A 13,623-nucleotide genomic window follows, 5' to 3' on the forward strand; every position below is an offset into this window, starting at 1 on the left:
TTTGAATGGTAGGATGCCCGCGGAGAGAGTTGATCTCTCGGCATCACGCCTTGGGTCGCGGGTAAGTTGCTGTTGTTCATGCTCTTACTCGAGGTGGGACAAACCCGCACTCTGAGCAGCTAACTGTTCCGTTGAACCCTTTTGTGTTGAGACACTTCGGACACTGATTGTCTCCAAAAGGAGCGTCCTCTGGGATCTTCTCGTTGTGATCTTCGATGTAGTGTTGCTCAGCGTCTTCCTTTGCTGCGAGCTCTCCGCTGAGTCTCTCGAACTTACGGCTTTTCCAGCTACAATCTGGACAGTCGATTTGGTAAACTTCCTCTCTATCGTCTTGTTTGGCGTTCATGACTGTTCTTCCCTGTATTCGATGGCGGCGGAAAGTATGTCTCGAAGCTCGCGAAGATCGTTGAGGTCAGTAAATGCGAGTTCGGCGTATACCTCGTCGGTGGCGGTGTCACTGATCGGCGCGTGAAGTGTCGCTATTGGGGTTGCGTCTTCTATCTGTGCGTTTGCGATACCGAGACTCGCCTTTGTTTTACCCTCTTCGCGCATCCTCATTCGCCCCTGTTCAACGTACACGTCGACCGAACCGTTTGTTGACCCTACTGTGGGGAAGACAGCATCAGGAACCTCGAAATTTTCCTGTCCGGGATGTTCAGTTTCATTAGTGTCTTCCACAGGGCCACCGTCTGTGACGAGTCGCGTTTGGCCGTCTGCGTATTTGCTTCCGTACTCTTGTATGGCTTTTTCGTACTCTGCCTCGGTGAACAGCCAGAAAACGTCCCACCAACTCTCAAGGTTGTCATCGGCCAGTGGGGACATGGCTGTAGGTAGCCATTTGTGTGTCTTCTCGAGCGAAGATTCGATGACCTCTTCAAATTCGTCGTTCAATTTGACCACTCCGTTAACTGTTTGTTTTCACCATTTCTTCTTGTGGCTTCTTGTTCCTTGATACACTCTGTACACGTCCAAGAATCGTCATGCGGGACATCCGGTTTGTCTTCTATCTGCTCGTTGGTGTCGGGGATATGGCAGTAGCATGCTGAACAAACTCTGTCTGAGTCTGGGTCAGCGAGCCAGCCGTCGATCCCACCTATGCGCTCAACAACGTCAAATACGGTTAGGTAGATTTCGATGCGTTCGACTTGATAGATGTTATCTTGGATGTGGTCTCCTCCACGTTCAACGGTTTCGACAACGTCGTAACGGTGACGGAGTTCATTCCCATGCTTTTCGTTGTAGTGCCGGGCTGCACGTCGGGCAATCTTGGTGAGGTTAGTGCCTTGAAATGACTCACCGCAGTCGTACCCACATGCGAACCGGAATCCGTCGCGGCAACCTTTCTCGGGTTGAGCAACTTTGTTGGAGGTTTCTGTAGATTCAGGCACGGCTAACAACCCCACGCATCCACCCGAGTTCGTCGTAGTCCCATAATAGATGGCGGTTAGCGCGGATCTCGTGATAGAAAACCTCCCCGCAGTTGAGACATTCGGCATCGGCCTCGTTTTGATACTGGAGGTCGCCGTCGCAGGTGGGGCACTCGTCGAATTTGTGGCTGTACTCTTTGTTTTCATTTGCGGCCATTAGGAGTCACCTGATTCATCCATGTCTCGGCGTTGACGCCGAAGCCGCAGCCATGCCTCGGCGTCGACGCCAAAGACGCGGATGTCCATACCTCTCATTCGAGTTTTCTTCGTCTTCATGTACGCTTCGGCTCTTTGATCAGGGTCAACTTTCTGAAGGTACGGTTCGCCGTTTTGTGGTGCTGTTACTTCCCAGTCCCAGCTGGAGGTGTCGGGACCAGTGCCGGTCTTGAGCCGTACTGTATTAGTACCGACTTTGGTGAGTCTGCGTGGCTCTCCAATGACTTCGGTAACGCGGTCTCCTTCGGCGTGGAGTTCAATCCCGCCGTCGATCGGCGCCAGAATCTCTAGCCGCTCGTGAAGTGGTGCGTCCGGGTCGTACTCGTCTGGAAGCCACTCGGGCCGGTCGATTTCGGCGGCTCCATCAGTCGTCACGGATCGACACCCCCTTTGGCGGTTGATACGCACCGACGTAACCGTAGAGGTCGCCGTCGCGAACTTCCCGCGTTTTGCCGCAATTCAGACATTCCATGTGAGAAGCTGTCATCGGATCGGTATTACGGTCGTCGCCGACGCTCATCGGTTCCCAATCGTGACCTGAGTGCTCACAATCGAAGTTATCCACTTCTACGGGGTCCTCAATTGTGTGAGTGACACGATCAGCGCCATTGGTATCTTCAGTCTGGCCGCCGTCGCCTACGAGGTGCGTCTGTTCCGAGCCGTCATCTTCTGGGCGGGTCTTCCCGACGTACTCGAACTCGATGACATTGACTTGCTTGTCGTCGTCCCACGACCCTTCACCGTAAACCTCCTCGTAGCCGTCGCGGAAGTCTTCTACGCCGTCGTAGTCGCCTTCTCGCCGGGCACTTGCTTCGGTTATCTCGCCAAGATACTCCTCGCGCTTTTCGGTGATCCGTATGAAGCAGTCGCACTTTTCATCTGGCTTCAAGAGGTCGGTTTTCGCGGCGACGACTGTGCCGACGTTTGGGCCATGGTAGTTTTCGTCCCACTCGCGGCGTGTGACAGTCTTCGACCCTGTCCGGATCATCGGAATGTGGTACTCTTTGAAGAGCATCAGCACGACCTCTCACTGGTCCCATCGGTGGGGCTATCACCGTTTTCGAATCCATCAGATGCTGTCTCGTTGTAGCCCTCTGAGCAACTGATCGAGCAGAACGACAACTCTGAATCTGGTGAGCCGGTTGGGACTTCAACGTCATCACCGCAGTTGTCGCATTCGACAAGGCGATACCTGATAATACGGCCATCAAACGACCGCTGATGGATCGTATCGGCGTCTTCCACGGCGTCACTCGGCATGGGCTTCATCCCCGTTAGAGAGGTGAGCGTCGACGGCGTGATACTGCCCGCAATCGGGACAGTACATCTCGCTATCAGTTTCGGCAGTGTGTTGCTCGCGACCGCCGTCGGTCACCGGCTCGTGGGGGCGCTCGTTGTAGCCGTAGAGGATGCCCTCGACGCGGTGACCGAACACAGCGGCAGGTTTGACGCCGGTGGGGAGCCGAAAGCCTGCGCTCTCGTACTCGTGGATCGCGTCCTCCTCGCGGATGTACTCGTAGCCGGTGTGAGTCGGTGACGCGAGTCGGTAGAGGACGTGTCCGTCGTCGATGTCGCGGTACCGGTTGACGACGTGGTAGTAGTAGTCCGTTCGGCGGCGCTGAACGACCTGTCCCTGTCCCCAGCGAGGATCTTCGTCTCCGAGTTGCTCACTCGGCATACTCACCCACCTCGGCGTTGGATTTCAGGAACTCGGTGAACTGTTCATGTTCGTCCTCGGTCGGTTGGCGAAGGTACGCGCTACAGTTGTGGCACCGGCCCGGACCGGGGTCGCTGATGTTGTGAGCGGCGTCGTAGTGGTTCGACGCGCCGCACTTCCCGCAGTCGATATAGACGCACTCGGGCTGATCGACTTCATCGGCGTCTTCAACACGGCCGCCGTCGGTCGCGAGCTCGGGCTCGTCGATCTCGACGACGTTCGGGACCTCAAACGTGTGCTCGACGCGCTGGCAGTGGTTCGACTCACTTGTGTCGCCGAACAGGATTTCGTTGATCTCGTCGTGGTAGTAGTCTGACGAGGTCGTGAACATCCGGAGGTTCTCGTCCGTCTCGGGGAAGACGCGGAGCAGGATGAAGTCCTTGTACGCGTCCTCGTCGCGGTCGATCCACCCGTAGATATCGAAGTAGACGCCGAGCTTGTCGTCTTCGGCTCGAACGAACCGGTCCCACTGAACCATCTCTAGTGATTCCAGCAGGGATTCGATCCAGCCCTTCTGCGGAACTTCTCCGTCGACGTTGTCAGACATTGGAAGCGTCTTCCTTTGCGGTTTCTCTGGCATACTTGGCGTGTTGTTTTGCCTGCTCTTCTGAGACGCCGTTTTTGAACGCGCGGTAGAATGCGTTCAGAAGGTCGATCCGGAGCTGTTCGTCTGGATCCCGACCAACCCCATCAGGGGGTTCATCGATCCCCCCATCTGTAGTACGGCGAATCGCGTCGTCAGCCCATTCAACGCTACATTCTCCGTCGGTGTCGACAAACACCTCCGCTACGATGTCGCCGCTCTCATGGGCTTCGGCGTCGACTTCGGCAACGACGTCTTTTAGAAAGTCGTGGGCTTCAACTTCTGTGTTAGTCATCGGTCTGATCCCTGAGCCGGCGGATGTGTCGGCGAAGGTTGCTAAATTCCCCTTCCGGGTACTTTTCACAATGACTTCGATCCGCTGGTGGGAATCTGCGTCTGTTTCAGCGCTGTTTTGATCGTTTTCACTCGGCATGGGTGTTGTGCTTGAAGGTCCAGTTTTGAACGGTGTCTGGTGCTGGCTCGCCTGATCCGTATTCAGGTTGCCTGTCTTCTACGGGGAACTGCTTGATATCGCCCTCTGGGACGTGGTCTCGGTCGGCAAGGTCTTGATCGGCTACCGGGACCCAGTAGTTTCCAACTGGGTCGCATGCCGGGTCGACCTCTATGTGCATCCATCCTACAGCGTTGTCTACTCTACAGGTGAGATCGCGCTCGGGAACCGGAACTGAGCTATCTGATCTATTGGTCGCTGTGTTTGGACTACCTGTCATCGTCTGAAATATGTGTGAGCATCGATATTAGTTCTTCCCCGAAGGGGGAAAGAGTCACCCATCGAACGAAAAAAAAAAATGCTGTAAAGCGTGTCTGTACAAAGAAGGGAAACGCGGTGTTGGGGGTGGTACTAGTCACCCCGACTTGGTCAGTGGGTTATTAGCACTCGGACCAGCCGCACGTCTCGCACGTCTTACAGCCTTCAGAGTAGTAGAGGTTCATCCCCCCACAATCAGGGCACTCTGGAGACTCGCCCGCTTTGATTAGGTCTTGAGTTGCTCCAGCTGTCTCATTTTCAGATTGTGTCACGCTTGAGGAGCCAGCCTTCGGGAGAGAGTCGGCGTGCCCTCCGTCAGTCTGGCTTGGTGGGGATTTAGAATCAACTTCGTCGAGGTTCTGTTGCTGCGGTGCCCCCTTGTCGACTGCTCCATGGAGATACCGCTGGAGAGCAGTTCCGATTGCGTCGGGGATAGAACGAATCTGGTCGTTCCTGTCCCACGCAACTTTCGGGCTACGTGTCCCTTGGAGTTCGTCAACGATCTCATCAGGAGACACACCCGACCGCAACGCGGTCGAGATGACCTTCGCAAGCGATTCGGTAAACGAATTCGTGTAACCGCCGGAGTTCCCGATGTTCGCGAAGAGTTCCATCGGCCGACCGTCGTCGTCTTCGTTGATGGTGATGTACACCTTCCCGTATCCTGTTTCGATTCGCTGTGTGACTCCTGTCAGGGTGTCAGGGCGGGGTTGCGCTTCAGTGTACGCGTTGTCGGGCTGATCAGCAGCTTTGAGAAGTTGGCTGACCTCTTGATCGATGGCCGCTTGGACCTCGTCGTTCTCGAGGAACGCGTCGACGCCTCCGAAAACATCGTTCATTTGCTTCACGAGGGTTTCGGCCGCTTCGGCATCGTCGGCAAACTCTGTGTTCTTCGCGCGAGTGGTGAGGACCTGTTTCGAGCGAGTGCCGTCGCGGTAGACGGTGACGCCTTTGCCGCCATGCTCGTAGATGTAGCGGTACACCGCTTCCATGTCTTCTTTCGTTGCGTCGTTTGGGAAGTTACAGGTCTTCGAGATTGCAGAGTCAACGCCGTCTTGGACAGCGCACTGGACCGCTGCGTGTTCTTTCCCGGAGAGGTCGCCGGTAACGACGAATAGCTCACCAATAGCATCAGGGACGGTGTCAAGGCCGGTGACGCCGTCGAACTCGTTGGCGGCCATCTGGTCTTGGGCCTCCTGCTTAACGGCGTCGACATCGACATCGTTCTCTTCGAGGGTGCGAAGGAAGTAGTCGTCAAACTCAACAAGCATCTCGTCCCCTTGTACGTCGTCGGAGACGTTCTTGTAGTAGGCGACATTATAGATGGGTTCACACCCACCCGTCGTGTTTCCGATCATCGACGTCGTCCCGGTCGGGGCAACAGTCGTCGTGTTGTGATTGCGGATCGGGAAGCCGTCTGGGAACTTATCTGCGCTCACCCCGACGTGCTCTTCGAACCAGTCGCTATACTTGATGGGATCTGCGTATTTCGAGTCTTCCCAGTCGTTGAACGTTCCGCGCTCTTCAGCGAGTTCGTGTGAGGCCCACTTCGATTCGTGGTTGATGTGGGTCATCAACTGGCGAGCTGCCTCGTTCCCTTCCGGGGACCCGTAGCGAATTCCGAGTTGGACGAAGAGTTGAGCGAGGCCCATAATACCAAGGCCAATCTTCCGGAGGTCGCGTACCTTCTCTTCTATCTCGGGTACTGGGAAGTCGGACATCGTGACGACGTTTTCGAGGAAGCGGGTTCCAGTCACGATCCGGTGGTTGAATTCCTCCCAATCGATTGCCTGCTCGAGGAAGGAGTCGACCAGTTCGGCTTCATCGACGTTCATCCCGCTCGGGTTGCCCATCGCTTGAAGCCGGTGTTCCCGGAAGGCTCGATAGTCCTGAAACTCGGCGTCTTTTGAGACAAGCGTCGAGAGGTTGATGTGCCCGAGGTTACACGCCTCGTACTCTTCGAGTGGCTGTTCCCCGCAATTGTGGACGTTGAGGCTTTCTTCGCCGGACTTGCTGGCGAAGAAGTTATGTGTGGATTCGACAGTCAGGTCGTAGACGTCGGCTGTCCCGTCGGGGTTGACGCTCGCGACGGTTTCGGTTGCCATCTCGTGTTCGCTCCCGTGTTGGGTCGCGAGTGGTTTCGAGAGGGCGACGATCTTGTCGCCTGCCGAGAGGTCATCTGCTTCGACCCACTTACCCTCATCTGTTCGGAGCTCGTGATCAGGAGTTACGCGGATGGACGTTCCAGAGTCAGTTGTGAGCTCAACGATGTTGGCGTCTTCCTTCGTTTGGAAGGCTTTTGCAGGGCGGGAGACGACTTTTCGGTTGTTCCGAGAGAGAACATCAACGTCTTCGTCTGCGGCTGCCAGTTCGGCGATGGGAGCTGTCTCCCCGTTGGCCAGTTTGACTTCCATCTCGCCAGTTAGGCAGGGGTTCGTCGCGAGGATCCGGTGGTCTGGATGTTCGTCGACGTCGAAGGAGTGTTCTTTGTTTACCCGCTCGAGATAGATAACGCCCGGCTCTCCGTTCTCGTGAGCGCCGTCAATCATGTCGTCCCAGATAACTTCGGCCGGGACTGAGAGCTCTTCACCAACTTCAACGTGGTCTCCGAGTCCGAACATGCTGTAGAGCTCTTTCGTCTCGGGAGTAGCGATATGGGGCTCTCCTGTCCGGGGATTTGTGAAGGTGAAGTCGTCCCCGTTCTCTAATGCCTCCATGAAGTCGTCGGTGACTCCGACGCTGATGTTGAAGTTCGAGAGGTGCCCTTCGACCGCGTTTCGGAGGTGCTCCGGGACACGCCCCTCGTCGTCGATGAGTTCGCGCGCTTCCTCGAGCGCCTCTGCGAAGGAATTGTGCGTGAAGTCGTCAGGGTCGTTCAGGCGGAGGGTGTTCGCCAGAGAGACATCCTTGTTCTTCGCGTGGATGAACTGGATGATGTCCGGGTGCGAGATGCGCATGACGCCCATCTGGGCACCACGCCGGGCACCCCCCTGCGCGATCGTCTCGCAGAGCTGGTCATAGGTCCGCATGAACGTAATCGGGCCGGAGGCGATCCCCCCAGTGGATCCAACTGCGTCGCCGTATGGGCGTAGTTTCCAGAATGCGTAGCCCATTCCCCCGCCTGACTGGAACACTTCAGCCGCTTCTTTAGCGACTTGGTGGATATCGGTGATGTCGTCACCGGGCGAATCGACGAAGCAGGCCGATAGCTGCTGGAGTTCATCGCCAGCATTCATCAGCGTTGGGGAGTTCGGCATGAAGGAAAGCGATTCCATCATGTCACGAAACGCCTGCGCCTTCTTCGAGACTTCTCCAGCTACCTCATCTGGAAGGTCATCGATAAGCGTCTCGTAGGAGAACTTGTTGACGTTGTAGACTGTCAGTTCTGTCTCAACATCATCATCTGTGGACGTTCCTTTGCCGAAAACTTCCTCTGCTAGTTCGCCTCGGCGCGGGTGATCTGGTTTCAGTTGGTCCGGCGTAACTGTGATCGTTAGGCCTTGCTTGTCCGCTTCGAAGACTGCCTCTGCGAGGGCCACGTTTTCGGCAACCCGCTGGAAGAGTTCCTCTGGTTCCTCGATTACCTCCCCGTCGGCATTTTTCCGAAGGTAGCGCGCCGGCAGGATGTTATCGTAAGCGTTTGTAGTCAGCGTTTCTTGGAGTGTCTCTGCGTCCTCTCGTTTGACCGGGAGAGTCGGTGGGTCTGACGTTGTCATATTGGTTCTCGGTGCCCATGTGGACTGTCTTTGCGGACTCGTTTTTCCTCTTCGGTGGGCATGTCACCGATGGACTGCCACTGGGCACCCATTCCGAAGGAACAAACTCTGTTAGGAGTTGTTCTTCCGCCACATATCAGGTAGTGGCCAACTCTAATGGTATTTTCGGTGGGGTGTGTTCATCACTGGCCGTGGTCGGTCTGTTCCCCTATCGGGACAGAGGTGGTTGATATTTGTCTGGAGAAATCTTCTGTGCTACGCGAAGTCAGTGAGAGATGTTTTGTCTGTCTTTGTTGAGGTCGTATCTCGGAGTTGCGGGAGGGAGAGTGTGGACTTGAACGCACAGTCTCCATCATGGAGGGATTCTGCTTGTTTGATCCGTGCGTCGTGCGGTTCAGAGAGGTTGTTCCCATTCTTATCGACACAGTAATTGTTGGGAGCAGCACCGCACTCATGACATGTTGAGTACCACGCTGGATGCCGGTACCAAGCTGAGCCACAGTAGACACACTCGTATCCATCATTACCTATGTCGCCGACGTGCGAACGGTGGCGCTGGTCAGCCTCTTGCGCTGGAGGAGCTTTTGTCGCGTCCACAGGACCATCCCCTAGCCCGGCAGTTGAGATGCTCGTATCCGGACGGCGGTCTACGCTAATGATGAAGTCTCGAGGCTCGTTAGGATGGTTGATGACGACACAGGCAGACCGCACGTAATTATACTCGAAGTCGCTCATGAGGGTTGCTGTGTGCCCAATTTGAATGATCTGCCCTGTTCCGGGCTTGGGGAGGTCCGCGACGGAACGTTTGAGCGATGTAATGAGGTGCGTGTTCTCCGGAGAAGATCGGGGGGTTCGAATATTCCGTTGGAAAGCTAGATGGGGGACGTCGAGGACGACGTTATCGAGGACGGCGTCTCCAAAGTTCGAGTTGATATTCCACGGCTTAGTGCTAATGTCTGTCCGATGTGCGTACTCTCCCATTGTATCGTCGAGCGAGTCGTGATCGATTCGGCATGCCGTGTAGCTCTCCCGACCGAATGCTTCGTACTCTGGTTGGTCGGCTATGTGGCCACTTCCGGGTGTGACGTGGAGTTGATGAGACCCCGACTTGGTGAGGCTGTTAACAGCTTCACCGATGGCCTCTGAGATATCGTCGGTCGATGCGAGCTTTCGGTACGTGAATTCAATAGAGGAATCCCCATTGCCATCAGTAGTGACGGATCCGTTCAGGCCATTTGTCCCTTCGTTTGGACTGAGAGAAGTAGTTGCTTCGAGTCTAGGGCTCTGTTTAGATACTTGACGCGTCGCCATTTCACCGTGATTGGGCGGCTGTGACTCTGGTTTGGTTGCTACGGCAGCGATGTAGTCGTCCTGATCGCCGAGTGTGTTGAATAGCGTAACTGCGTCCAGCTTATAGCCCTTCTCGGGCGGCATGATGGTCGTCGTGTAGCCAAATTGGATGAATACACCGCCCGGACGCAAGAGGTCGTCTAGTCCTTCTTTCGCGGAGGGGCTGTAAAATCCGCCATCGTCGACGGCGTAAGTCTTCTCAGACTGCGTTGCCGTGTAGGGCGGGTCAAAGACGATCGCGTCAAAAGACTCGTCTTCGAAATACTCGTTAAGCTCGCGAAAGTCTACGTGGAGATCAGCTTGATGCTCTGGATTGACATCATTCCGAATAACATCGCATGCTCTGTTAACCTCGAGTTGAGTTGATCCAGCACAAGGGTTCAAAATCCGCTTGATGCCACTGTTATCCAATTGATCAAGGACCCACCTGTGGATCTTTTCTTGACTGAATGTCTGGCTATTTGGATTAACCGTCTGGTAGCTGAGTTGGAGGTCCTTCGATTCTGGGCTACTAATCTGACTGGTTTGGGGCGTTCTAGTGGACATCATCTAGTGGCATTTGTGTGACACCGATCCAAGCGAGATAGATTCTCAAACGGGTGAACGAATCAAAATCAGCACTGAAGATTGTCGCTCATCCTCACCGAGGCATCTCAGGCTGTGACAGATCGCTCCCCGACTGAGCTCCGTGGCATCGTCGGTCAACTGGCTTGATCAAGAAGTTTGCCGTATTGAGGACTCGTTCTATGCGAGAACAGATTTCTGTGTGGTGTTCGCCGAACCAGTTATCCAGTGGTAGATGGCCTAGTTCTCTCGGAGGGTCGATGCCGACACGTCGAGCGACAAGGTGCGAGACGAGTTCTGCTTCAGTTGTTCTGTTCTCTTGTTCCATTGAGCTCAAAGGGTTATGTGGCGTGATCTGGTCTGAAGCGTGGCTCTTGTTGGTATTTCCAGTAAGAACTGCCTTAGCAATCTGTCGGACTGATGCTGAGACTGCTGCTTCTTCGGGACATTCCTCTGTTGGGACTTCAACCGATGCCTGCCAAGTGTAGTAGTCTGTCTCTGCTGACGCATCTAAAGGAGCGAGTTCCGGACCACCAGCCGTAGCCTTTGTCGATGTGTTTGAGACGCCCGATTTCAAGTTCAAAACCGCAGCGCCCTCAGTGCTGGTAGAGTGAGTTCCAGCCACACTATACCTTTCTTCAGTGGGGAGGGGATCTGCTTTGGTTGGAGCGATTCCGTAGTAGGATTGTGCGCTGACGATCGCATTACGAAGGTGTTCAGCAGACTGCTTGCTGGGTACGCCTTCCCACAGCTGCCGCATTGGTGGGACTCTTCCGGATTGCGTTTGGTCAGCAGTAAATACTGGTGAGGGGGCAAAGCCAACTACGCCTTCGGTCCAAGCCTCGGGCCCGGTCTCGTCATACTCACAATCAGTTCGGTTGTGCCGTGTGGGTCCATTTCCACATTCTGGGCACATCGGTTCTACAACAGAATCCCAAAGAAATCTCGAACGCGTGCCACTCTCCACGCGAGTTTTGTGCTCCTCGTTCCACGTATCGTAGTCGATGGCGAACGACGCATTTGGGTCCTGAAGACTCAATAGAACCGTATTTTTGGCAGAGAAATCGTATAGTGATGATGCGACATCTAGCCACCGGTCGAGGAGGTAGACAGTTTGAGATTCATCAGGATCTGTCGAGAGTTTTTCGAACCAAGCAGCGGCCGCAGAGTGCATATCATCGGTTCGAGTCGCTCCGGTCTCGAATAGTACTCTATCAGAGTCCTCTGTCGGGAGTTCTACATCTGTCAATCCCGGAATATCAGGAGTAGTTGGTGCTTCAAACATATTGGTGCGTTGTGGCTGAGATATTGTCGTCTGTGGCTGGTGTATTAGGCGCCACTGACTACTGGGATACTGGTGTGCCAATTCAAAGAAAAAAACTGGTGACGTAGTAGCGCCTAGCAGAAGCAGATTTGATATGTTGATCTTGTGTATATCGGAGCGGTCGTCGACACAGCGACGCCCGCTACGTGTACGCAATCACCAATTCCCCATCGGCATTCCACTGAATATCGTGAACTTCGCCACCTTCCGCGTCAGTCCCCGCAACGATACTATCGAACGGGATACTAACCTCACGCTGTGTACCCTCGGGAGGAGAGACTGACACCGGCTGGGAGACAACATCCAGATCGTTGAGCCGCGACTCGACTTGGGATGCGAGTTCGGTCGGTGTCTCAGCGTCGATCGGTGTCTCAAATTCGAAGCTGTACTCGAAGAACACCTGCTTGGGGAGTTTGACGGTGTCATCCTCCCGCTGGTACTCCACGTAGCCTTCTGTCGATTCAACATCGGGACCGTCAAGATATTCTTCGTGCGTTTCTGGGATTTCCGCATACGGGGTGGTGCCCGTACCGAACGATTCGGACACGTTGAACGTTGCCTCTGTTCGGCTAATGGACATCCCAGTGGCGATCCCGCCAGAGGGGAGTTCGACTTCGAGATCGCGGACTTGACAGCCAAGCCACGACGGCGGGTGTTCATTGATCAAGGAAGGGTCGATGGAGTGGGTGTCGGTTGTCATTGGTTGATAGGGGCAGTCCGATGGTTGGTTGCCTGTTCTGCGAGGTCAATGATGTCGATCACAGAGTCTTCAGGAACCACGTAAGTGGATGCTCCTGCTTCGATCTGGAGTGCTGGCTGGTGCTCTCCGTGGACAGAGTCGGTCGTTTTGTGGTCGTGGCCGGCGAGTGAATTGACATCAACGGTTTCACACTCAGTTTCGATTGTGCTATTCGGCTCTAAAACGTACAGGTAACGTGGATTTCGCATGGGTGTTTTGTAGTGCTATCTCCTCAGCTAGCCCAGAAGGACAACTTGAGGAAGGTATCTGGGCGATACCGCCGCAGAGATAGCCCACCAATTCAGATCAATAAATGCGGGAGATCCGGCTGGTTGTCCACAATAGCGCAGTCCTCACGATGGCGTGCTTGCCCTCGTCTGGGAGAATTTCTCGGTGATCAGCTTACAGTTGGAGCTGACAGTCCGTTCTGTTACTGAGGCAATATTGCCTACTTGCTGCTGGGTGATCTCGATTCCCGCTCTCCTTGAAGCAATATATACGGCGGAAGCGGCCAGTCCACAGGGGTCTCTACCGCTCATCTCACCGCTCTGTTCAATCGCTTTCGTGAGAGTAAGTGCGTTTGTTCGTACGCTTTCTGAAACGCCAAGCGACTGGGATATCTGTGATACGAAATCTGTTGAGGTTTGTGGCGGCACTGTGAGGTCGAGCGTAGTACATAACAGTCGATATTCGCGGCCTATTTCTCCTCTCTCAAGACGCGAATCTGTAGCGGCGATCTGCTTGAGTGTTCGCGGCGTGCCATTGTCTTTTGTACAGTAGAAAAAGCAAGCCGCTGCTGTCGTCCGCTTCCCGCGCTTCCCGAGTTGGGATTTTGAAACTGCGCGGTCATAGAGTTCGATCGCGGTCTGACCAACACAATCTGGGGCTTCAAGAGAATGGTTCAGCTTTTGTATCTGAGTCGTACCAATCGATTCGGATCGGCAGTTTACTCGTTCTTTTCCACCTGAATCCTTGGGCCTAAACTGCGGTTCACTCGTGAGTCTTCCCCAGATGAAGTTACATTTGGTTAGAACCTGCTCACAATGTGGGCATGACTGCTTGTTTTCGGCTGTTTTGAGACTCTTATGACAGTTGGGACAAGAGTATAGCTCCTCTGTGATCGTCTGGCTCATTAGAAGATTGTCTGTGGGGGTTGCCGGGGGCCTCCTGCTGGCACTCGTTTAATTTTCATTCTCCCGCATCTCGAAGAACTTAGTC

The 13,623-nt window shown here is 54.7% G+C and carries 15 protein-coding genes; all 15 read right to left on the reverse strand.

The window, feature by feature from the left end:
- Positions 1-76: 76 nt before the first annotated feature.
- The 15 genes from EXE48_RS11560 to EXE48_RS11630 all read right to left on the reverse strand — a co-directional run bounded on the left by EXE48_RS11560 (position 77) and on the right by EXE48_RS11630 (position 13,538).
- Positions 77-346, reverse strand: coding sequence for a hypothetical protein (locus tag EXE48_RS11560; RefSeq protein ID WP_137711485.1), 270 nt, complete (start codon positions 344-346; stop codon positions 77-79).
- Positions 343-891 (reverse strand): hypothetical protein, encoded by a 549-nt coding sequence (locus EXE48_RS11565; protein WP_137711486.1) that lies wholly within the window; start codon positions 889-891, stop codon positions 343-345. The genes EXE48_RS11560 and EXE48_RS11565 overlap by 4 nt, the downstream gene beginning before the upstream one ends.
- A complete protein-coding gene (locus EXE48_RS11570) occupies positions 888-1,388 on the reverse strand; it encodes a hypothetical protein (protein WP_137711487.1) in 501 nt (166 codons plus the stop codon). Before EXE48_RS11570 ends, EXE48_RS11565 begins: the two co-directional genes overlap by 4 nt.
- Positions 1,381-1,584, reverse strand: coding sequence for a hypothetical protein (locus EXE48_RS11575; RefSeq protein WP_137711488.1), 204 nt, complete (start codon positions 1,582-1,584; stop codon positions 1,381-1,383). Before EXE48_RS11575 ends, EXE48_RS11570 begins: the two co-directional genes overlap by 8 nt.
- The gene (locus EXE48_RS11580) at positions 1,584-2,018 is read right to left on the reverse strand and encodes a hypothetical protein (RefSeq protein WP_137711489.1); all 435 of its coding nucleotides are present in this window, start codon (positions 2,016-2,018) and stop codon (positions 1,584-1,586) included. The genes EXE48_RS11575 and EXE48_RS11580 overlap by 1 nt, the downstream gene beginning before the upstream one ends.
- A complete protein-coding gene (locus EXE48_RS11585; protein WP_137711490.1) occupies positions 2,008-2,658 on the reverse strand; it encodes an ASCH domain-containing protein in 651 nt (216 codons plus the stop codon). Before EXE48_RS11585 ends, EXE48_RS11580 begins: the two co-directional genes overlap by 11 nt.
- A gap of 234 nt (positions 2,659-2,892) precedes the next feature.
- Positions 2,893-3,321 (reverse strand): hypothetical protein, encoded by a 429-nt coding sequence (locus tag EXE48_RS11590; protein ID WP_137711491.1) that lies wholly within the window; start codon positions 3,319-3,321, stop codon positions 2,893-2,895.
- Complete coding sequence (locus EXE48_RS11595; protein ID WP_137711492.1) at positions 3,311-3,907, reverse strand: hypothetical protein; 597 nt, start codon at positions 3,905-3,907, stop codon at positions 3,311-3,313. The genes EXE48_RS11590 and EXE48_RS11595 overlap by 11 nt, the downstream gene beginning before the upstream one ends.
- Positions 3,900-4,376, reverse strand: a complete 477-nt coding sequence (locus EXE48_RS11600; RefSeq protein ID WP_137711493.1) for a hypothetical protein — start codon at positions 4,374-4,376, stop codon at positions 3,900-3,902. Before EXE48_RS11600 ends, EXE48_RS11595 begins: the two co-directional genes overlap by 8 nt.
- Positions 4,366-4,674 (reverse strand): hypothetical protein, encoded by a 309-nt coding sequence (locus tag EXE48_RS11605; RefSeq protein ID WP_137711494.1) that lies wholly within the window; start codon positions 4,672-4,674, stop codon positions 4,366-4,368. Before EXE48_RS11605 ends, EXE48_RS11600 begins: the two co-directional genes overlap by 11 nt.
- Positions 4,675-4,834: 160 nt before the next feature.
- Complete coding sequence (locus tag EXE48_RS11610) at positions 4,835-8,428, reverse strand: ribonucleotide reductase barrel domain-containing protein (protein WP_137711495.1); 3,594 nt, start codon at positions 8,426-8,428, stop codon at positions 4,835-4,837.
- A gap of 255 nt (positions 8,429-8,683) precedes the next feature.
- Positions 8,684-10,327 (reverse strand): TRM11 family methyltransferase, encoded by a 1,644-nt coding sequence (locus EXE48_RS11615; protein WP_137711496.1) that lies wholly within the window; start codon positions 10,325-10,327, stop codon positions 8,684-8,686.
- Between the two features lie 91 nt (positions 10,328-10,418).
- Positions 10,419-11,627: a hypothetical protein gene (locus EXE48_RS11620; protein WP_137711497.1), complete on the reverse strand. Its 1,209-nt coding sequence runs from the start codon at positions 11,625-11,627 to the stop codon at positions 10,419-10,421.
- 181 nt (positions 11,628-11,808) lie between these two features.
- Entirely contained in the window at positions 11,809-12,366 is a 558-nt protein-coding gene (locus EXE48_RS11625) for a hypothetical protein (RefSeq protein ID WP_137711498.1), read from the reverse strand.
- Between the two features lie 392 nt (positions 12,367-12,758).
- A complete protein-coding gene (locus EXE48_RS11630) occupies positions 12,759-13,538 on the reverse strand; it encodes a transcription initiation factor IIB family protein (RefSeq protein ID WP_137711499.1) in 780 nt (259 codons plus the stop codon).
- Between the last annotated feature and the right edge of the window lie 85 nt (positions 13,539-13,623).

The organism is Halorubrum sp. ASP1, assembly GCF_005435135.1.
GTDB lineage: Archaea > Halobacteriota > Halobacteria > Halobacteriales > Haloferacaceae > Halorubrum > Halorubrum tropicale.

Coding starts and splice junctions, on each gene's coding strand:
- EXE48_RS11585 (WP_137711490.1), bottom strand. CDS start 2,658: ATGCTCTTCAAAGAGTACCACATTCCGATGATCCGGACAGGGTCGAAG.
- EXE48_RS11605 (WP_137711494.1), bottom strand. CDS start 4,674: ATGACAGGTAGTCCAAACACAGCGACCAATAGATCAGATAGCTCAGTT.
- EXE48_RS11560 (WP_137711485.1), bottom strand. CDS start 346: ATGAACGCCAAACAAGACGATAGAGAGGAAGTTTACCAAATCGACTGT.
- EXE48_RS11610 (WP_137711495.1), bottom strand. CDS start 8,428: ATGACAACGTCAGACCCACCGACTCTCCCGGTCAAACGAGAGGACGCA.
- EXE48_RS11615 (WP_137711496.1), bottom strand. CDS start 10,327: ATGATGTCCACTAGAACGCCCCAAACCAGTCAGATTAGTAGCCCAGAA.
- EXE48_RS11595 (WP_137711492.1), bottom strand. CDS start 3,907: ATGTCTGACAACGTCGACGGAGAAGTTCCGCAGAAGGGCTGGATCGAA.
- EXE48_RS11590 (WP_137711491.1), bottom strand. CDS start 3,321: ATGCCGAGTGAGCAACTCGGAGACGAAGATCCTCGCTGGGGACAGGGA.
- EXE48_RS11575 (WP_137711488.1), bottom strand. CDS start 1,584: ATGGCCGCAAATGAAAACAAAGAGTACAGCCACAAATTCGACGAGTGC.
- EXE48_RS11620 (WP_137711497.1), bottom strand. CDS start 11,627: ATGTTTGAAGCACCAACTACTCCTGATATTCCGGGATTGACAGATGTA.
- EXE48_RS11625 (WP_137711498.1), bottom strand. CDS start 12,366: ATGACAACCGACACCCACTCCATCGACCCTTCCTTGATCAATGAACAC.
- EXE48_RS11600 (WP_137711493.1), bottom strand. CDS start 4,376: ATGCCGAGTGAAAACGATCAAAACAGCGCTGAAACAGACGCAGATTCC.
- EXE48_RS11630 (WP_137711499.1), bottom strand. CDS start 13,538: ATGAGCCAGACGATCACAGAGGAGCTATACTCTTGTCCCAACTGTCAT.